The sequence below is a fragment of the Burkholderia sp. BE17 genome (genome assembly GCF_009362305.1).
In the GTDB taxonomy this organism is placed as follows: Bacteria; Pseudomonadota; Gammaproteobacteria; order Burkholderiales; family Burkholderiaceae; genus Burkholderia; species Burkholderia pyrrocinia_C.
Map to the genome: position 1 here is coordinate 34,605 of NZ_WHNU01000030.1, position 19,911 is coordinate 54,515.

17 protein-coding genes are annotated in these 19,911 nt (G+C 67.1%); 15 read left to right on the top strand and 2 right to left on the bottom strand.

Features of this window, described 5'->3' with window-relative positions; genetic code table 11:
• The first annotated feature begins 2 nt into the window (after positions 1-2).
• Both GD429_RS24320 and GD429_RS24325 read left to right on the top strand, forming a co-directional pair.
• Positions 3-1,484, top strand: coding sequence for an N-acyl-D-amino-acid deacylase family protein (locus tag GD429_RS24320; protein ID WP_152860642.1), 1,482 nt, complete (start codon positions 3-5; stop codon positions 1,482-1,484).
• Between the two features lie 133 nt (positions 1,485-1,617).
• A complete protein-coding gene (locus GD429_RS24325; RefSeq protein WP_006751946.1) occupies positions 1,618-2,004 on the top strand; it encodes a RidA family protein in 387 nt (128 codons plus the stop codon).
• 99 nt (positions 2,005-2,103) lie between these two features.
• Here the strand turns inward: GD429_RS24325 and queF are convergent, their stop codons facing one another.
• Together queF and ilvA are read right to left on the bottom strand one after the other, a co-directional pair.
• A complete protein-coding gene (gene queF / locus GD429_RS24330; RefSeq protein ID WP_152860644.1) occupies positions 2,104-2,928 on the bottom strand; it encodes an NADPH-dependent 7-cyano-7-deazaguanine reductase QueF in 825 nt (274 codons plus the stop codon).
• Positions 2,929-2,940: 12 nt separating this feature from the next.
• Entirely contained in the window at positions 2,941-4,464 is a 1,524-nt protein-coding gene (ilvA, locus tag GD429_RS24335; RefSeq protein WP_152860645.1) for a threonine ammonia-lyase, biosynthetic, read from the bottom strand.
• Positions 4,465-5,031: 567 nt separating this feature from the next.
• Here ilvA and GD429_RS24345 point away from each other — a divergent pair.
• The 13 genes from GD429_RS24345 (at position 5,032) to clsB (ending at position 19,839) form a co-directional block, all read left to right on the top strand.
• The gene (locus GD429_RS24345; RefSeq protein WP_152860650.1) at positions 5,032-9,057 is read left to right on the top strand and encodes a DUF3683 domain-containing protein; all 4,026 of its coding nucleotides are present in this window, start codon (positions 5,032-5,034) and stop codon (positions 9,055-9,057) included.
• An 85-nt stretch (positions 9,058-9,142) separates the two neighbouring features.
• Positions 9,143-9,586, top strand: coding sequence for an HIT family protein (locus GD429_RS24350; protein WP_034179010.1), 444 nt, complete (start codon positions 9,143-9,145; stop codon positions 9,584-9,586).
• A complete protein-coding gene (locus GD429_RS24355; RefSeq protein WP_034179009.1) occupies positions 9,583-9,996 on the top strand; it encodes a gamma-butyrobetaine hydroxylase-like domain-containing protein in 414 nt (137 codons plus the stop codon). The genes GD429_RS24350 and GD429_RS24355 overlap by 4 nt, the downstream gene beginning before the upstream one ends.
• A gap of 52 nt (positions 9,997-10,048) precedes the next feature.
• Entirely contained in the window at positions 10,049-10,780 is a 732-nt protein-coding gene (gene ubiE / locus GD429_RS24360) for a bifunctional demethylmenaquinone methyltransferase/2-methoxy-6-polyprenyl-1,4-benzoquinol methylase UbiE (protein WP_111016129.1), read from the top strand.
• 41 nt (positions 10,781-10,821) lie between these two features.
• Positions 10,822-11,862, top strand: a complete 1,041-nt coding sequence (locus GD429_RS24365; RefSeq protein ID WP_152860652.1) for a Tim44 domain-containing protein — start codon at positions 10,822-10,824, stop codon at positions 11,860-11,862.
• A 165-nt stretch (positions 11,863-12,027) separates the two neighbouring features.
• Positions 12,028-12,654: an SCP2 domain-containing protein gene (locus GD429_RS24370; RefSeq protein ID WP_152860654.1), complete on the top strand. Its 627-nt coding sequence runs from the start codon at positions 12,028-12,030 to the stop codon at positions 12,652-12,654.
• A 12-nt stretch (positions 12,655-12,666) separates the two neighbouring features.
• On the top strand, positions 12,667-14,244 hold the full coding sequence (gene ubiB, locus GD429_RS24375; RefSeq protein WP_152860656.1) for a ubiquinone biosynthesis regulatory protein kinase UbiB: 1,578 nt from the start codon (positions 12,667-12,669) through the stop codon (positions 14,242-14,244).
• 17 nt (positions 14,245-14,261) lie between these two features.
• Complete coding sequence (locus GD429_RS24380) at positions 14,262-14,888, top strand: SAM-dependent methyltransferase (protein ID WP_152860658.1); 627 nt, start codon at positions 14,262-14,264, stop codon at positions 14,886-14,888.
• 95 nt (positions 14,889-14,983) lie between these two features.
• Entirely contained in the window at positions 14,984-15,331 is a 348-nt protein-coding gene (locus tag GD429_RS24385) for an FmdB family zinc ribbon protein (RefSeq protein WP_111016132.1), read from the top strand.
• Between the two features lie 61 nt (positions 15,332-15,392).
• Positions 15,393-16,043, top strand: a complete 651-nt coding sequence (locus GD429_RS24390) for a DUF502 domain-containing protein (protein WP_034179003.1) — start codon at positions 15,393-15,395, stop codon at positions 16,041-16,043.
• A gap of 67 nt (positions 16,044-16,110) precedes the next feature.
• Positions 16,111-17,913: an aspartate--tRNA ligase gene (gene aspS, locus GD429_RS24395; RefSeq protein ID WP_152860660.1), complete on the top strand. Its 1,803-nt coding sequence runs from the start codon at positions 16,111-16,113 to the stop codon at positions 17,911-17,913.
• A gap of 160 nt (positions 17,914-18,073) precedes the next feature.
• Positions 18,074-18,568, top strand: a complete 495-nt coding sequence (gene nudB / locus GD429_RS24400; RefSeq protein WP_152860662.1) for a dihydroneopterin triphosphate diphosphatase — start codon at positions 18,074-18,076, stop codon at positions 18,566-18,568.
• The gene (gene clsB, locus GD429_RS24405) at positions 18,565-19,839 is read left to right on the top strand and encodes a cardiolipin synthase ClsB (protein WP_152860664.1); all 1,275 of its coding nucleotides are present in this window, start codon (positions 18,565-18,567) and stop codon (positions 19,837-19,839) included. Before nudB ends, clsB begins: the two co-directional genes overlap by 4 nt.
• The last annotated feature ends 72 nt before the right edge of the window (positions 19,840-19,911 follow it).

Consider the following 19,911-nt stretch of genomic DNA (forward strand, 5'->3'; position numbering starts at 1 on the left):
CCATGCATTCGCATCCCGAAGCCGCCGATACACTGATCGTCGGCGCGCAGTTGTACGACGGCACCGGCGCACCGCCCGTCACGCGCGACGTCGCGATCCGCAACGGCGTGATCGCGGCGATCGGCAACCTGTCGAACTGGCTCGCCGAGACCGTCGTCGATGCGAACGGCCGCGCGCTCGCGCCGGGCTTCGTCGACGTGCACACGCACGACGACACGCACGTGATCCGCGCGCCGCAGATGCTGCCGAAGATCTCGCAGGGCGTGACGACCGTGATCGTCGGCAACTGCGGGATCAGCGCGTCGCCGGTGACGCTCGCGGGCGATCCGCCCGACCCGATGAACCTGCTCGGCGAGCGCGGCGCGTTCCAGTACCCGACCTTCGCCGACTACGTCGCGGCCGTGAACGCCGCGCGTCCGGCCGTGAACGTCGCGGCGCTCGTCGGCCACACGGCGCTGCGCAACAACCAGATGGACCGCCTCGACCGCGCGGCGACCGGCGGCGAAATTGCCGCGATGCGCGCGCAGCTCGAGGAGGCGCTCGCGAACGGTGCGCTCGGCTTGTCGTCGGGCCTCGCGTACGGTTCCGCGTTCGCGGCGCCGACCGAGGAAGTGATGGCGCTCGCCGAGCCGCTCGCGAATGCGGGCGCGCTGTATACGACGCACATGCGCACCGAGTTCGACGCGATCCTCGACGCGATGGACGAGGCGTATCGCGTCGGCCGCCATGCGCAGGTGCCGGTCGTGATCTCGCACCTGAAGTGCGCGGGGCCGTCGAACTGGGGGCGCAGCACCGAAGTGCTCGCGTCGCTCGAAGGCGCGCGCCGCTACCAGCCGGTCGGCTGCGACTGCTATCCGTACAGCCGCAGCTCGTCGACGCTCGACCTGAAGCAGGTGACGGGCGACATCGACATCACGATCACGTGGTCGGAGCCGCATCCGGAAGTCGCGGGCAAGCTGCTGAAGGCGATCGCGGCCGACTGGGGCGTGACCGAGCAGGAAGCCGCGCAGCGCATCCGCCCGGCGGGCGCCGTGTACCACAACATGTCCGAGGACGACGTGCGGCGGATCCTGTCGCACCCCGCGACGATGGTTGGTTCCGACGGCCTGCCGAACGATCCGCTGCCGCACCCGCGGCTGTGGGGCGCGTTCCCGCGCGTGCTCGGCCATTACGTGCGCGACACGAACCTGCTGCCGCTCGAGGAGGCGATCCGCAAGATGACGTCGTTGTCCGCGCGCCGCTACGGGATCGCGCGGCGCGGTGAGGTGCATGTCGGCTATCACGCGGATCTCGTGCTGTTCGATCCGGCGCGCGTGATCGACGCCGCGACGTTCGAGAAGCCGCAGCAGCCCGCGCACGGGATCGACGCCGTGTGGGTGAACGGCGTGCTGACCTACGAGAACGGCCAGCCGACTGGCGAGCGCGCCGGCGGTTTCGTCGCGCGCGGCGAGCGCGTGCCGGCGAGCGCCGACGCTGCGTTCTGAGTCCGGACGCGACTGTTGTTCCGATCTTCCCGCGTGTGCCGCTGCCGGCACGCGCATCCGCAACCGTGCGTTGCACGGGATTCGGGTCAGCGCTGAAGCGCCTGCCCGGGTCGACAAAACAAGGAGTGAAACGATGAAGCGATATGGCGTAGGCGAAGCGAAGGGTACCGGCGGCCAGGTGATGCCGTTTGCGCGTGCGGTCGAAGCCGACGGCTGGCTGTACGTGTCGGGCCAGACGCCGATGGTGAACGGCGAGGTCGTCGAAGGCGGGATCGTCACGCAGTCGAAGCAGACGATCGAGAACGTGATCGCGATCCTGAAGGAAGCCGGCTACGGCCTCGAGCACGTCGTGCGTTGCGGCGTGTGGCTCGACGACGCGCGCGATTTCGCGTCGTTCAACAAGGTGTTCGTGTCGTACTTCGGCGAGCATCCGCCGGCCCGCGCGTGCGTGCAGTCGAGCATGGTCATCGACTGCAAGGTCGAGGTCGACTGCATCGCTTACAAGGCGCCGGCGAAGTAACGCGGCCGCGCTTCCCCGCGCACAGGAGAACAGCCCGTCCGGCGCGAGCCGAACGGGCTGTTCTGTTTGGGGCTCGCGTCTGCCGCTCGCCTGCCACCGTCACTGCCGCGCCGTCCGCGCGTTATCCGGCATCGGCTGGTTGTAGTTCGTGCGGAACGGGTTGATGTCGAGCCCGCCGCGACGCGTATAGCGCGCGTACACCGCGAGCTTCACCGGTTTGCACGCATGCAGGATGTCGAGGAAGATCCGCTCGACGCACTGCTCGTGAAAGCCCGTGTGATTGCGGAACGAGATGATGTAGCGCAGCAGGCCCGCATGATCGATCTGCGGCCCGACGTAGTGGATCTGCACGCTGCCCCAGTCGGGCTGGCCGGTGACCGGGCAGTTCGAGCGCAGCAGGTCCGACACGAGCGTCTCCTCGACCGGCGCTTCGTTCTCGGCGGCCGACAGCAGCGACGGATCGGGTTCGTACACGTCGGTGTCGAGATCGAGCCGGTCGAGCGACAGCCCGTCGAGCTCGTCCATTTCCAGCTTGCCGAAATCGTGCGCCGACACGAGCTGCACGGCGACGCTCGCGCCGCATGCGGCCGATACGTCGCGCTTCAGCGTGTCGCGCACCGCGTCGATCGAGTCGAACTTCGACTGCGCGAACGAGCCGAGATACAGCTTGAACGACTTCGATTCGACGATGTTCGGCGATTCGGCCGGCACGTAGAACGTCGCGACCGCGACCTGCGGCTTGCCGCGCGCGTTGAGCCACGACAGCTCGTACGCGTTCCAGATGTCGGTGCCGAAGAACGGCAGCGCCGACGCGATGCCGAGCTGCTCGCGCCCGCCCGCGCGCGGGATCGGGAACAGCAGCGACGCATCGTACTGGGCCGCGTAGACGGTGGCCTTGCCGAGCGGGGAATGTTCGGGATTCATTGCGTGACGCCTTTACGACAGGAAGAGGCGGTAAGCCGGGTTGGCGCTCTCTTCGACATACGGATAGCCGAGTGCCGCGAGGAAGCGCTCGAATTCGGCGCGATCGGCCTGCGGCACCTGCAGCCCGACGAGGATCGAGCTGTAGTCCGCGCCCTGGTTGCGGTAGTGGAACAGGCTGATGTTCCAGTCCGGCGCCATCGACGACAGGAACTTCATCAGCGCGCCCGGGCGCTCCGGGAATTCGAAGCGGAACAGGCGCTCGTCGAGCGCGAGCGGCGAGCGGCCGCCGACCATGTAGCGGATATGTTCCTTCGACAGCTCGTCGTGCGTCAGGTCGACGCTCTTGAAGCCGTGCGACTCGAAGTTCGCGGCGATCTCCGCCGATTCGCCGCGGCGGCGGATCTGCACGCCGACGAAGATGTGCGCGGACTGCGCATCGGCGATCCGGTAGTTGAACTCGGTGACGTTGCGATCGCCGACGAGCGAGCAGAAGCGCTTGAAGCTGCCGCGCTCCTCGGGGATCGTGACCGCGAACACGGCTTCGCGCGCCTCGCCGACCTCCGCGCGCTCGGCGACGAAGCGCATCCGGTCGAAATTCATGTTCGCGCCGGACGTGACTGCGACGAGCGCCTGGTTCTCGATCCCCTCGCGTTCCGCGTACAGCTTCGCACCCGCGACCGCGAGCGCGCCGGACGGCTCGAGCACGCTGCGGGTATCCTGGAACACGTCCTTGATCGCCGCGCACAGTGCGTCGGTGTCGACGGTCACGACGCCGTCCAGGTATTCGCGGCACAGCCGGAAGGTTTCCTCGCCGACGAGCTTCACCGCGGTGCCGTCCGCGAACAGGCCGACCTCGGTCAGCTCGACGCGCTCACCGGCTTTCAGCGACTGCGCCATCGCGCACGAATCCTCGGCCTGCACGCCGATCACCTTGATCTCCGGGCGCACGGCCTTCACGTATGCGGCGACGCCGGACGCAAGACCGCCGCCGCCGATCGGCACGAAGATCGCGTGGATCGGGCCCTGGTGCTGGCGCAGGATCTCCATCGCGATGGTGCCCTGGCCGGCGATCACGTAGGGATCGTCGAACGGGTGGACGAACGTGAGGCCGCGCTCTTCCTGCACCTTGACCGCATGCGCGTATGCGTCGCTGTACGACTCGCCGGCCTGGATCACCTCGACGCCCGGGCCGCCGTGCGCGCGCACCGCGTCCACTTTCACCTGCGGCGTCGTGACGGGTACGACGATCACCGCCTTGACGCCCATCCGGGCCGCCGAGAACGCGACGCCCTGCGCATGGTTGCCGGCCGACGCGGTAATCACGCCGCGCGCAAGCGCGTCCGCCGGAATGTGCGCCATCTTGTTGTACGCGCCGCGCAGCTTGAACGAGAACACCGGCTGGTTGTCCTCGCGCTTCAGGTAAACGGCATTGCGCAGCCGGGCCGACAGGTTGCGGGCGGGTTCGAGTTCCGTCTCGATCGCGACGTCGTAGACGCGCGCGGTGAGGATTTTCTTCAGGTAATCGTGGGATGCCATGGGCGCTCGCGTGCAGTGCGGAAGCAGACGGTAAAAGGTCAATGATAGCGCCAAGGGTCCGCCCGCATACAAGCGGCATGCCGGGCGAGCGGTCGCGGGGCGGCGCATTCGCGACCTGGCGTCCCGTTTTTACCGGTTTAACCGCGCGGTTACCGACCGGACGGGCGGCGAATGATCGCACGAAACCGCGGCGAACCAGGCCTGGCGCGGCTGGCGGCGATAGCCCCACGACCTGTCCGGCGTGTCACGCATGGCCCGATCATGGGTTAGAATTCCGTTTTGAATCAAGGATCGGAAGATGCAGAGGCACCCTCGGATCGCCCCGTTGAAGCCGACGCCGCGCGCAGCCAGCCCCGCGGCGGAACGGCATGCGCGCCGCGCGCGATCGTGCTGATGGTTCCGAGTGCCGCCAGGCCCTGTCGCCGGCCAGGAGGGGCGAGTCAACGCCCGCTCCGGCCCCATGAAGGACAGCCGCGCGCCTGGTAACAGAACAGATTTCCCCAAGATTGCGCCCACGCGCTTGCCGACGCCCGTGCACGGGGTATCGGCCCTCCGAGTCGTCCGAACATGAACGCACCACAAGTTTTCGATCCGAATGGCGCGGCCGCCGCCGTCGCCGCCGACCCCGCGCCCCGGTTGCGCGAGATTCCCTACAACTACACGTCCTTCTCCGATCGCGAGATCGTGATCCGCCTGCTCGGCGAAGAGGCGTGGTCGGTGCTCGACGAACTGCGCGCCGAACGCCGTACGGGTCGCTCGGCACGGATGCTGTATGAAGTGCTCGGCGACATCTGGGTCGTGCGCCGCAATCCGTACCTGCAGGACGACCTGCTCGACAACCCGAAGCGCCGCGCGCTGCTGATCGAGGCGCTGAACCACCGCCTGACCGAGATCGGCAAGCGCCGCAGCGCGGATCTCACCGCGCACCGCGACGACGCGGGCCGCGAGCGCGCGTTGCGCGTCGAGATGCTCGAAGCCGCCGCGCAGCGTGCGGTCGACGAGTTCGCCGACGAATTCGAGAAACTGGCCGACCTGCGCCGCCGTGCGACCAAGGCGCTCGGCCGCTGCACGCAGAAGGACAACATCCGCTTCGACGGGCTGTCGCGCGTGTCGCATGTCACCGATGCGACCGACTGGCGCGTCGAATACCCGTTCGTCGTGCTGACGCCCGATACCGAAGCCGAGATCGCGGCGCTGATCAAGGCCTGCTTCGAGCTCGGCCTGACCGTGATCCCGCGCGGCGGCGGCACCGGCTACACGGGCGGCGCGGTGCCGCTCACGCCGTTCTCCGCGGTGATCAACACCGAGAAGCTGGAACAGCTCGGCGCGGTCGAGCTGACCGAGCTGCCGGGCGTCGCGCACAAGGTGCCGACGATCTTCTCCGGCGCGGGCGTCGTCACGCGCCGCGTGACCGAGGCGGCCGAGGCGGCCGGCTACGTGTTCGCGGTCGATCCGACGTCGCTCGACGCGTCGTGCATCGGCGGCAACGTCGCGATGAACGCGGGCGGCAAGAAGGCCGTGCTGTGGGGCACTGCGCTCGACAACCTGGCCTGGTGGCGGATGGTCGACCCGGACGGCAACTGGCTCGAAGTCACGCGCCACGAGCACAACCAGGGCAAGATCCACGACATCGCGGTCGCGCGTTTCGAGCTGAAGTGGTTCGACGGCGCGTACGCGCCGGGCGAGAAGCTGCTGCGCACCGAGATGCTCGAGATCGAAGGCCGCCGGTTCCGCAAGGAAGGGCTCGGCAAGGACGTGACCGACAAGTTCCTCGCCGGCCTGCCGGGCGTGCAGAAGGAAGGCTGCGACGGGCTCATCACGTCCGCGCGCTGGGTGCTGCACAAGATGCCCGCGCACACGCGCACCGTCTGCCTCGAATTCTTTGGCCAGGCGCGCGAGGCGATCCCGAGCATCGTCGAGATCAAGGACTACCTGTTCGAAACGTCGAAGCAGGGCGGCGCGATCCTCGCGGGCCTCGAGCACCTCGACGAGCGCTACCTGCGCGCGGTCGGCTACGCGACCAAGAGCAAGCGCAATTCCTTCCCGAAGATGGTGCTGATCGGCGACATCGTCGGCGACGATGCGGATGCGGTGGCGCACGCGACGTCCGAAGTGATCCGGATGGCGAACGGCAAGAGCGGCGAAGGCTTCGTCGCGGTCAGCGCGGAGGCGCGCAAGCGCTTCTGGCTCGACCGCAGCCGCACGGCCGCGATCGCGAAGCACACGAACGCGTTCAAGATCAACGAGGACGTCGTCATCCCGCTGAACCGGATGGGCGAGTACACCGACGGCATCGAGCGGATCAACATCGAGCTGTCGCTGAAGAACAAGCTGCAACTCGTCGACGCGCTCGAAGCGTTCTTCCGCGGCGGCAACCTGCCGCTCGGCAAGACCGACGACGCGAACGAGATCCCGAGCGCCGAGCTGCTCGAAGACCGTGTCCAGCAGGCGTTGGAGCTGCTCAAGCGCGTGCGCGCGCGCTGGGAATTCGTGCGCGACCGGCTCGACCAGCCGCTGCGCGAGGCGCAGCACTACCTCGTGCAGCTCGGCTACGAGGCGCTGGCCGAGAAGTTCGCGGATCGCGCCGACGAGCAGCCGGGCGCGACCGTGTTCCACATCACGCAGGACCGCACGGTCCGCATCTCGTGGAAGCAGGAGATCCGCGCGGAACTGCGCGCGATCTTCAACGGCGGCGCGTTCAAGCAGATCCTCGACGAGGCGCAGGCGATCCACAAGCAGGTGCTGCGCGGCCGCGTGTTCGTCGCGCTGCACATGCACGCGGGTGACGGCAACGTCCACACGAACATCCCGGTCAACTCCGACAACTACGAGATGCTGCAGGACGCGCACGCGTCGGTTGCACGCATCATGAAGCTCGCGCGCTCGCTCGACGGCGTGATCTCCGGCGAGCACGGGATCGGCATCACGAAGCTCGAGTTCCTGACCGACGACGAGATCGCCGAATTCCGCGCGTACAAGCAGCGCGTCGACCCGAACGGCCGCTTCAACAAGGGCAAGCTGCTCGACGGCGCCGATCTTCGCAACGCATATACGCCGAGCTTCGGGCTGATGGGCTACGAGTCGCTGATCATGCAGCAGTCCGACATCGGCGCGATTGCCGATTCGGTGAAGGACTGCCTGCGCTGCGGCAAGTGCAAGCCGGTGTGCGCGACCCACGTGCCGCGCGCGAACCTGCTGTACAGCCCGCGCAACAAGATCCTCGCGACGTCGCTGCTGATCGAGGCATTCCTGTACGAGGAACAGACGCGCCGCGGCGTGTCGATCAAGCACTGGGACGAGTTCAACGACGTGGCCGACCACTGCACGGTATGCCACAAGTGCGCGACGCCGTGCCCGGTGAAGATCGACTTCGGCGACGTCACGATGAACATGCGCAACCTGTTGCGCAAGATGGGCAAGAAGAAGTTCAACCCGGGCAGCGCGGCGGGCATGTTCTTCCTGAACGCGACCAATCCGCAGACGATCAACGCCGCGCGCAGCGTGATGATGGGCGTCGGCTACAAGGTGCAGCGCTTCGCGAACGACATGCTGAAGAATGTCGTGAAGAAGCAGACGCAGCACCCGCCGGCGACCGTCGGCAAGCCGCCCGTCGTCGAGCAGGTGATCCACTTCGTCAACAAGAAGATGCCGGGCAACCTGCCGAAGAAGACGGCGCGCGCGCTGCTCGACATCGAGGACAACAAGATCGTGCCGATCATCCGCAACCCGAAGTCGACGACCGTCGATTCGGAAGCGGTGTTCTACTTCCCGGGCTGCGGCTCCGAGCGCCTGTTCTCGCAGGTCGGCCTGGCTACGCAGGCGATGCTGTGGGAAGCCGGCGTGCAGACGGTGCTGCCGCCGGGCTACCTGTGCTGCGGTTATCCGCAGCGCGGCGCGGGGCAGTACGACAAGGCCGAGAAGATCGTCACCGACAACCGCGTGCTGTTCCACCGCGTCGCGAACACGCTGAACTACCTCGACATCAAGACGGTGGTCGTGTCGTGCGGCACCTGCTACGACCAGCTCGCAGGCTACGAATTCGACAAGATCTTCCCCGGCTGCCGGATCATCGACATCCACGAGTTCCTGCTCGAGAAGGGGATGAAGCTCGACGGCGTGACGGGCACGCGCTACATGTATCACGACCCGTGCCACACGCCGATCAAGACGATGGACCCGGTCAAGCTCGTCAACGAGCTGATGGGCACGGAGAAGGACGGCTACAAGATCGAGAAGAACGACCGTTGCTGCGGCGAATCGGGCACGCTCGCGGTCACGCGCCCGGACGTGTCGACGCAGGTCCGCTTCCGCAAGGAAGAGGAGATCCGCAAGGGCGCGGCGAAGCTGCGCAGCATCCCGGTCGTCGCCGGCGGCGCGAGCGCACCGGCGCCGGCCGCGAACGCCGGCCCGGACGTGAAGATCCTGACGAGCTGCCCGTCGTGCCTGCAGGGCCTGTCGCGCTACAACGAGGATGCGAACATCGAGGCCGACTACATCGTGGTCGAGATCGCGCGCCAGGTGCTCGGCGAGAACTGGATGGCCGATTATGTCGCACGTGCGAACCATGGCGGGATCGAGCGCGTGCTGGTCTAATGCGGGCATGACGATCGCCCGACCGGGCTAGGGATGAGCGGGCGCCGGCGCCGATGCGCGGGCGCCCGTCCACATGGGAGCGACGATGGAATGCGTGTTTTGCCGTGAAGACGGCGGCGAGCTGCTCTGGCGGGACGATGCGCTGCGCGTCGTGCTGGCAACGGGCGAGCACGACTACCCGGGCTTCTGCCGGGTGATCTGGGGCGCGCACGTGGCCGAATTCTCCGATCTCGGCGAGCCCGAGCGGGCCCACCTGATGCGCGTGGTCTACGCGGTCGAGCGGGCCGTGCGCCGCGTGATGCAGCCGAACAAGGTGAATCTCGCGAGCCTCGGCAACATGGTGCCGCACGTGCACTGGCACGTGATCCCGCGCTTCTCGAACGACGCCCATTTCCCTCAGCCCGTGTGGGCGCCGCGCCAGCGCGGCGTGTCCGAGGCGCTGCTGCGCACGCGCGCCGCGCAGGCCTCGCTGCTGCACAATGCGGTGCGCGAGGAAATTCAACGAACGACCGATTCGAGGCAGCCATGAGCGGTTTGACTTCCACGACGCCGATTCCGTCCGGCGTCGTCGTGCACGCGGTATCGCGCGTGCTCGAATTGCAGTACCCGAACGGCGACAGCTACCGGATTCCGTTCGAGCTGATGCGCGTCTATTCGCCGTCGGCCGAGGTGCGCGGCCACGGGCCCGGCCAGGAGACGCTGCAGACGGGCAAGCGCGAGGTGACGATCACCGCGCTCGAAGGCGTCGGCAACTATGCGCTGCAGCCGACGTTCTCCGACGGCCATTCGACCGGCATCTACTCGTGGGACCTGCTGTACGAACTGGCGACGCAGCAGGACGCGCTGTGGCGCGACTATTTCGACAAACTGAAGGCGGCGGGCGCCGATCGCGACGCCCCGATGCAGGCGGCCGCGGCGCCGCACGGCCACTGCCACTGAAATCGACGGCGCCCGCTCGGCGCCGTCTTGCCATTTACTGAGGATCAACGCGATGAGCAAAACCCACTTCGGCTTCGAAAGCGTCGAGGAAAACGAAAAAGCGAAGAAAGTGGCGGGTGTGTTCCATTCGGTCGCGAGCAACTACGATCTGATGAACGACCTGATGTCGGCGGGCATGCACCGCGCGTGGAAGGCGTTCACGATCGCGCAGGCGAACGTGCGCCCCGGCTTCAAGGTGCTCGATATCGCGGCCGGCACCGGCGACCTGACCAAGTCGTTCGCGAAGGCGGCCGGGCCGACGGGCGAGGTCTGGCATACGGACATCAACGAATCGATGCTGCGCGTCGGCCGCGACCGGCTGCTCGACAAGGGCATCGTGACGCCGTCGCTGCTGTGCGACGCCGAGAAAATTCCCTTTCCGGACAACTACTTCGACGTCGTCACGGTCGCGTTCGGGCTGCGCAACATGACGCACAAGGACGCCGCGCTGGCGGAAATGCGCCGCGTGACGAAGCCCGGCGGCCGCGTGATGGTGCTGGAATTCTCGAAAGTCTGGGATCCGCTGAAAAAAGCGTACGACTTGTATTCTTTCAAAGTATTACCGTGGCTTGGCGACAAGTTCGCGAAAGATGCTGAAAGTTACCGGTATCTTGCTGAGTCTATCCGGATGCACCCCGATCAGGACACGCTGAAGACGATGATGGAACAAGCGGGCCTCGATGCCGTCAAATATTACAATTTGTCAGGTGGCGTGGTAGCTTTACACATGGGAACCAAGTACTAAGGGGTTCTTCCCATACATTTGTCTTACATCTGGAGAAAGTGATGTCCGAATCGCGTTCGTTGTTCAACCGTAGCAAGCCGTCGAGGCCGTGGGCTCGACGGGTCGGCACGCTGCTGATGGTCGGCCTGCTCACGGCCGGCACGTTCGCGTCGCTCGACGCCGAAGCCCGGCGCATGGGTGGCGGGCGCAGCATCGGCCGCCAGAATTCCACCGTCACGCAGCGCCAGGCCACGCCGCCCGCGCAGCAGCCGATGCAGCAGGCCGCGCCGTCGCAGGCGCAGCGCGCCAACCCGGCCGCGCCCGCACCGGCCGCGCAACCCAATCGCTCGCGCTGGCTCGGGCCGATCGCCGGCCTCGCGGCCGGTCTCGGCATCGCGGCGCTGCTGTCGCACTTCGGCCTCGGCGAGGCGTTCGCCGGCATGATGTCGAACATCATCGTGATCGCGCTGCTCGCGATGGTCGGCATCTGGCTGGTGCGCAAGTTCATGAACCGCCGTCGCTCGCAGGAGCCCGCGTATTCGGTCGGCGGTTCGGCGTCGTCGTCGGGCGGCTACTCGCAAAGCCCGTCGTTCCAGCAGGGCAACACCGGCAGCAACCAGGCGGGCAGCGGCAGCAGCTACGCGAACGAAGCGCAAGGCGTGTTCGGCGGCGGTGCGGCGGCTGCCGGCGCGGCAGCGGGTGCGATGGCCTCGGCCGCACCGCTCCAGGTGCCGGCCGGCTTCGACACCGAAGCGTTCCTGCGCAGCGCGAAGGTCTATTTCGTGCGCCTGCAGGCCGCGTGGGACCAGGGCAACCTGGCCGACATCCGCGAGTTCACGACGCCCGAAATGTTCGCCGAGATCAAGATCGACCTCGATTCGCGCGGCAGCGAGTCGAACCAGACCGATGTCGTGCAGCTCGACGCGGAACTGGTCGCGATCGAGGATCGCGGCATCGAGCAGTCGGCGAGCGTGCGCTTCCACGGCCTGATCCGCGAATCGGCGAATGCGTCGGCCGCGCCGTTCGACGAAGTGTGGAACCTGTCGAAGTCGGGCAGTCAGGGCTGGCTGCTCGCGGGCATCCAGCAGCTCAACACGCACTGAGCGAATCCGGCGGCCGGCGCCCGCCGGATACGCGGGCGACGGCCGCCGCACTGCGACCGCTTGCCGCCCGGGTGTACGGTCGGGCACGGTCTGCCGACGATCCGACGTTACAATAGAAACCCGCGTGGGCGCCCGGCCTGCGCGGGTTTTTTCTTTCCCAGCCCGATGACCTTTGCCGCCAAGCCTTTTGCTGCTGCTGTCAATCACCTGCTCGCGCGCGAATCGTGGGCGCGCGACCGCCTGATTCCGTATGCGGGCAAGACTGCCCGGATCGACGTGCCCCCCGTCACGCTCACGCTGCTGGTGCAGCCCGACGGCTATCTGTCGGCTGTCGACGCGCACGATGCGCAACAGGTCGACGTGTCGATCGCACTCGCGGGCGACACGCTCGCCGCGTTCCTGCAGGGCGGCCAGGCGGCCGTGATGAAGCACGTGAAGATCGAGGGCGATGCAGAGTTCGCGACGCAGATCGCGAAGCTGGCCGAGCACCTGCGCTGGGAACCGGAAGAAGATCTCGCGAAGCTGGTCGGCGACGCGGCGGCGTACCGTATCGCGACGGTCGTGCGCGACGCCGGCGCGCGCGCGCGACGCACCGGCCGCAACGTGCTCGATTCCGTCGCCGAGTACTGGCTCGACGAGAACCCGCAAGTCGTCCGGCGCACGGCGCTCGGCGGCTTCGACGCCGAACTGGCGCGCGCACGCGATGCGCTCGCGCGGGTCGAAAAGCGGGTCGAGCGACTCGAACAAAAAATCGGCGCGCGCACGGGTTCAGGCCCGCGCGGCGCGCACTGAGGGCCGCAGGGCATGCGCATTTTCCGTTTCATCAAGATTGTCTATACCGTCATCCGCTTTGGCCTCGACGAAGTGATGCTGTCCCGGATCGACGACCGGCGCGTGAAGCTGCTGCTGCGGATCACGACGATCGGCCGCCGTTATTCCGATCCGCCCGCCGTGCGGCTGCGTCACGCGCTCGAAAGCCTCGGCCCGATCTTCGTGAAGTTCGGCCAGGTGCTGTCGACGCGCCGCGACCTGCTGTCGGTCGATTTCGCGAACGAGCTCGCGAAGCTGCAGGACCAGGTGCCGCCGTTCGATTCGGCGGTCGCGATCGCGATCATCGAGAAGTCGCTCGGTGCGCCGGTCGACGAGCTGTTCGACGAATTCGAGCGCGAGCCGATCGCGAGCGCGTCGATCGCGCAGGTGCATTTCGCGAAGCTCAGGCAGGGCGTGCACGCGGGCAAGGCCGTCGCGGTCAAGGTGCTGCGGCCGAACATGCTGTCCGTGATCGATTCGGATCTCGCGCTGATGCGCGACATCGCGATCTGGACCGAGCGCATGTGGGCCGACGGCCGGCGCCTGAAGCCGCGCGAGGTCGTCGCCGAATTCGACAAGTACCTGCACGACGAGCTCGACCTGATGCGCGAGGCCGCGAACGGTAGCCAGTTGCGCCGCAATTTCGCGGGCCTCGACCTGCTGCTCGTGCCCGAGATGTTCTGGGATTTCTCGACGTCGCAGGTGCTCGTGATGGAGCGCATGACCGGCGTGCCGATCAGCCAGGTCGAGACGCTGCGCTCGGCCGGCGTCGACATCAAGAAGCTCGCGCGCGAAGGCGTCGAGATCTTCTTCACGCAGGTGTTCCGCGACGGCTTCTTCCATGCGGACATGCACCCCGGCAACATCCAGGTGAGCCTCGACCCGAACACGTTCGGCCGCTATATCGCGCTCGATTTCGGGATCGTCGGCGCGCTGTCCGATTTCGACAAGAATTACCTCGCGCAGAACTTCCTCGCGTTCTTCAAGCGCGACTACCACCGCGTCGCGACGCTCCACCTCGAATCGGGCTGGGTGCCGCCCGAGACGCGCGTCGAGGAGCTCGAAAGCGCGATCCGCGCGGTGTGCGAGCCGTATTTCGACCGTGCGCTGAAGGACATCTCGCTCGGCCAGGTGCTGATGCGCCTGTTCTCGACGTCGCGCCGCTTCAACGTCGAGATCCAGCCGCAGCTCGTGCTGCTGCAGAAGACGATGCTGAACGTCGAAGGGCTCGGCCGTTCGCTCGACCCCGAACTCGACCTGTGGAAGACCGCGAAGCCGTACCTTGAGCGCTGGATGACCGAGCAGATCGGCCTGCGCGGCTGGTACGAGCGCTTCAAGGTCGAGGCGCCGCAGTGGAGCAAGACGCTGCCGCAGCTGCCGCGCCTGATCCACCACGCGATGGCGGCGCGCCATGATGCGCCGCGCGCCGCGAGCGAGGACCTGATGCGCCAGATCCTCATCGAGCAGAAACGTACGAACCGGCTGCTGCAGGCACTGCTGATCTTCGGCCTCGCCGTCGGCGTCGGGGCGCTCGTCGCGCGCGTGCTGCTCGCGCTCACGTACGGCGCATGACCGAAAGGAGCAGCGCGATGTCCGATCCGAAGCAACCGGCCGCACCGGCGGCCGCCGATTTCGCGACGCGCGACCCCGGCAACGCGTCGTTCTGGGACGAGCGTTTCGAGCGCGGCGTGACGCCGTGGGAATTCGGCGGCGTGCCGGACGGCTTTCGCGTGTTCGCGCGCCGGCTCGAGCCGTGCGAGGTGCTGATTCCCGGCTGCGGCAGCGCGCAGGAGGCCGGCTGGCTCGCACAGGCCGGCTGGCCCGTGCGTGCGATCGATTTCGCCGCGCAGGCGGTGGCTGCCGCGAAGGCGCAGCTCGGCACGCATGCGGACGTCGTCGAGCAGGCCGATTTCTTTACGTACCGGCCGCCGTTCGACGTGCGGTGGGTGTACGAGCGCGCGTTCCTGTGCGCGCTGCCGCCGAGCCTGCGCGCCGCCTATGCGGCGCGGATGGCCGAGCTGCTGCCGGCTGGCGGATTGCTGGCCGGCTATTTCTTTCTGACGGCGAAACCGAAAGGGCCGCCGTTCGGGATCGAGCGAGCCGAACTCGACGCGCTGCTCGGGCCGCACTTCGAACTGGTCGAGGATTTGCCCGTCACCGATTCGCTGCCCGTGTTCGAAGGGCGCGAGCGCTGGCTCACGTGGCGCCGCCGCTGATGTCCGGGCGTCACGGACGTTGCCGGAGCGCGCCGAGGTTTCGGCTATAATTCAAGGTTTTGCAAGCCGTTTCCAGTTTCCGCGGGAAAAATATCATGCCGATCTACGCCTATCGATGCGAAGCGTGTGGTTTCGCGAAGGACGTGCTCCAGAAGATGAGCGACGCGCCACTGTCGCAGTGCCCGGAATGCGGGAAGGATGCGTTTCGCAAGCAGGTGACTGCCGCGGGCTTCCAGCTGAAGGGTTCGGGTTGGTATGTCACCGATTTCCGCGGCGGCTCGGGCGGCGCCAGCGCACCGGCGACGGCGTCGGGCGACGCGGCGCCGGCAGCCGCTGCGGCGGCCACGCCCGCAGCAGACGCGCCGGCTGCATCGAGCAGTTCCGAAAGCACGACGACGAGCGCCGCGCCCGCCCCGGCCGCAGCGCCCGCCGCCAGCAGTTGACCGTCGCGGCCCGGCCGGGTCGCGACTACCCCGCGCCGACGGCGCGGTTCATTGACGGCAGATGATGAAAAAGACGACCCTGAAATCGGTGTTTTTGACCGGCCTGCTGGTTCTCGTCCCGCTCGCGATCACGCTGTGGGTGCTCGGTCTCATCATCGGCACGATGGACCAGACGCTGCTCCTGCTGCCCGAATCGTGGCAGCCCGAGCGGCTGCTCGGCTTCCACCTGCCGGGGATCGGCGCGGTGCTGACGCTCGCGTTCATCTTCATCGTCGGGCTGGCCACGCGGAATTTCATCGGCCAGAAGCTCGTCACCTGGTGGAATGCGGTCGTGCGCCACATCCCGGTGGTCGGGCCGATCTACACGAGCGTCAAGCAGGTATCGGACACGCTGCTGTCGAGCAGCGGCAACGCGTTCCGCAAGGCGCTGCTGATCGAATACCCGCGCCGCGGCTCGTATACGATCGCGTTTCTGACCGGCACGCCCGGCGGCGACGTGCTCAATCATCTGACGGAAGAGTACGTGAGCGTGTATATCCCGACGACGCCGAACCCGACGTCGGGCTTCTTCCTGATGCTGCCGAAGAGCGAAGTCATCGAACTCGACATGTCGGTCGATGCCGCGCTGAAGTACATCGTCTCGATGGGCGTCGTGGCGCCCCCGGCGCCGGCTCCGGCGCCCGCCCGCCGCCCCGTCGAGCCGCCGCTGTAAGTAAAGAATCATCGCCCGGGCCGCGCGTTGCGGCACCCGTTGATCAAACCGAACGAAAGCAAACATCATGTCGATGCGTACTGAATACTGCGGTCTCGTGACCGAACACCTGCTGGGCCAAACCGTGTCGCTGTGCGGCTGGGTGCAGCGCCGCCGCGATCACGGCGGTGTGATCTTCATCGACCTGCGCGATCGTGAAGGCCTCGTGCAGGTGGTGTGCGACCCGGATCGCGCGGAGATGTTCGCGACCGCCGAAGGCGTGCGCAACGAGTTCTGCGTGCAGATCAAGGGCCTCGTGCGCAACCGTCCGGACGGCACGGTCAACGCCGGCCTGAAGAGCGGCAAGATCGAAGTGCTGTGCCACGAACTGAACGTGCTGAACGCGTCGGTCACGCCGCCGTTCCAGCTCGACGACGACAACCTGTCGGAAACGACGCGTCTCACGCACCGCGTGCTCGACCTGCGCCGTCCGCAGATGCAGCACAACCTGCGCCTGCGCTACCGCGTCGCGATCGAGGCGCGCAAGTACCTCGACGAGCAGGGCTTCATCGACATCGAAACGCCGATGCTGACGAAGAGCACGCCGGAAGGCGCGCGCGACTACCTCGTGCCGTCGCGCGTGAACGCGGGCCAGTTCTTCGCACTGCCGCAATCGCCGCAGCTGTTCAAGCAGCTGCTGATGGTCGCGAACTTCGACCGTTACTACCAGATCACCAAGTGCTTCCGCGACGAAGATCTCCGTGCCGACCGTCAGCCGGAATTCACGCAGATCGACTGCGAAACGTCGTTCCTCGGCGAGCAGGAAATCCGTGACCTGTTCGAAGACATGATCCGTCACATCTTCAAGACGACGATCGACGTCGAGCTCGACGCGACGTTCCCGGTGATGCCGTACTCGGAAGCGATGGCGCGTTTCGGTTCGGACAAGCCGGACCTGCGCGTGCAGCTCGAATTCACCGAGCTGACCGACGCGATGAAGGACGTCGACTTCAAGGTGTTCAGCACGCCGGCCAACGCGAAGGACGGCCGGGTCGCGGCGCTGCGCGTGCCGAAGGGCGGCGAGCTGTCGCGCGGCGACATCGACGGCTACACGGAATTCGTGCGCATCTACGGCGCGAAGGGCCTCGCATGGATCAAGGTCAACGAGAAGGCGAAGGGCCGCGACGGCCTGCAGAGCCCGATCGTCAAGAACCTGCACGACGCGTCGATCGCGGCGATCCTCGAGCGCACCGGCGCTGAAGACGGCGACATCATCTTCTTCGCGGCCGACCGCGCGAAGGTCGTCAACGACAGCCTCGGCGCGCTGCGCCTGAAGATCGGCCATTCGGAATTCGGCAAGGCGAACGGCCTCGTCCAGCCCGGCTGGAAGCCGCTGTGGGTCGTCGATTTCCCGATGTTCGAATACGACGACGAAGATGCGCGCTACGTCGCTGCGCACCACCCGTTCACGAGCCCGAAGGACGAGCACCTCGAGTACCTCGAGACCGATCCGGGCCGCTGCCTCGCGAAGGCATACGACATGGTGCTGAACGGCTGGGAAATCGGCGGCGGCTCGGTGCGTATCCACCGCGAGGAAGTGCAGAGCAAGGTGTTCCGCGCGCTGAAGATCGGCGCGGAAGAGGCGCAGCTGAAGTTCGGCTTCCTGCTGGACGCGCTGCAGTACGGCGCGCCGCCGCACGGTGGCATCGCCTTCGGTCTCGACCGCATCGTCACGATGATGGCCGGCGCCGACTCGATCCGCGACGTGATCGCGTTCCCGAAGACGCAGCGTGCGCAGGATCTGCTCACGCAGGCACCGAGCCCGGTCGACGAGCGTCAGCTGCGCGAACTGCATATCCGTCTGCGACAGCCGGAACAGCCGAAGGCGTAACGCGTTTTCGCACCCGGTCGTGTGTGCGGCGACGCGCATACGACGCACCTGAAAAAGGCGCAGCGATGCGCCTTTTTCATTTTTTGCGGTACAGTCGCAGCACTTGCCGCACGTTCGGAGCACATGCCCGGCGCGCGGCCCCGTGCCGCATGAAACAAAGATGACGAAGCCGCTGAAAATCCCCGAATCCGTTCTCGTCGTGATCTACACGCCCGACCTCGATGTGCTGGTGATCAAGCGTGCCGACCAGCCCGATTTCTGGCAATCGGTGACCGGATCGAAGGACGCGCTCGACGAGCCGCTCGCGCTCACCGCCGCGCGCGAAGTGGCCGAGGAAACCGGCATCACGGTCGGCACGCCGGACGTACCGGCCGCCGCGCTGGTCGACTGGCGCCACCGGATCGAATACACGATCTATCCGCAATACCTGCACCGCTACGCACCGGGCGTCACGCGCAACACCGAGCACTGGTTCGGCCTGTGCGTGCCGCGTCGCGTCGACGTGACGCTGTCGCCGCGCGAGCATGTGGATCACGCATGGCTGCCGTTCCGCGAGGCGGCCGCGCGCTGCTTCTCGCCGTCGAACGCCGAGGCGATCCTGCAATTGCCCGCACGCGTCGCACTCGCGCGCGCGCCGCACGGCTCGTCCGCATGACCGCGGAGGCCCGCAAGCGCTTCGCGCAATTGCGGCAGATGTTCCTGCAGGAACGCGGCTCCGCGTCGCGGCTTGCGTTCACGGCGGGCAATACGGTGCGGCTGTGCGAGGGCGGCGGCGAATTCTTCCGGGCGCTGATCGAGCGGATCGATGCCGCGCGCGAGCAGGTGATGCTCGAAACCTATATCTTCTGCGACGATGCGGCCGGCCGGCCGGTGTCGGACGCGCTGATCCGCGCGGCGCAACGCGGCGTGCGCGTGCGCGTGATCACCGACGGCGTCGGCACCGCGCGCCTGCCGCTGTTCGACACGTGGGCGCAATCCGGCGTCGAGCACTGCATCTACAACCGTTTCCTGTTCGGCCGTTTCGGCTTCTCGCGCACGCACCGCAAGCTCGCGGTGATCGATCGTGCGGTCGCGTTCTGCGGCGGCATCAACATCATCGACGACTACGCGCAAAACGGCACGACGCTGCCGTTTCCGCGCTGGGATTTCGCGGTCGAGATGGCGGGGCCCGCGGTGTCCGACGTGCGCGCCGCGTTCGAGTTGCAGTGGCACCGAATCCTGTTCGGCCACAAGCCGTATGCGCAGTACGCGGCCGGACTGCATGGCGGCGAAGCGTTCCCCGACATGTTCCGGCGCTGGATACGCAGCCACCGGTGGATCAAGGCCGGCGCGCTGCGGGTCGTGACGGAGCCGAGCGTCGCGTTCGTCGCGCGCGACAACGTCGTGAACCGCCGCGCGATCGAGAAGGCCTATCTCGCGGCGATCGGCCAGGCGCGCCAGCGGATCCTGCTCGCGAATCCGTACTTCATGCCCGGCCGCAAGCTGCGCCGCGCGCTGACGGGCGCCGCGCGACGCGGCGTCGACGTGCGGATCCTGATCGGCCGCAAGGAGTTCGCGGCGCTCGATACGGCCGTGCCGTTCCTCTATCACGCGCTGCTGCGCGCGGGCGTGCGCGTCGCCGAATACGACAAGACGATGCTGCACGGCAAGGTGGCCGTGATCGACGACAACTGGGCGACGGTCGGCTCGTCGAATCTGGACGCGCTGAGCCTGATGCTGAACAATGAGGCGAACGTCGTGCTGGTGCGCTACGATGCGGTCACGAACGAACTGCGCGATGCGATCGCAGCCGCGTTCGCCGATGGCCGGGAGATCGACGCCGCGCGATTCGCCGCGCGCCCGCGCATCGAGCGTATGCTGAACTGGCTCGCCTATACCGTGTATCGCGTCGTGATGAAGGCGCTGACGGTCGGCAGTTACGACTGACGCGGACTAAGCGTCCGCTTCAAAAAATCTGTCCGCACGTTCGTGCGGAAAAGCCGCTCCGGTCCCGCCGGA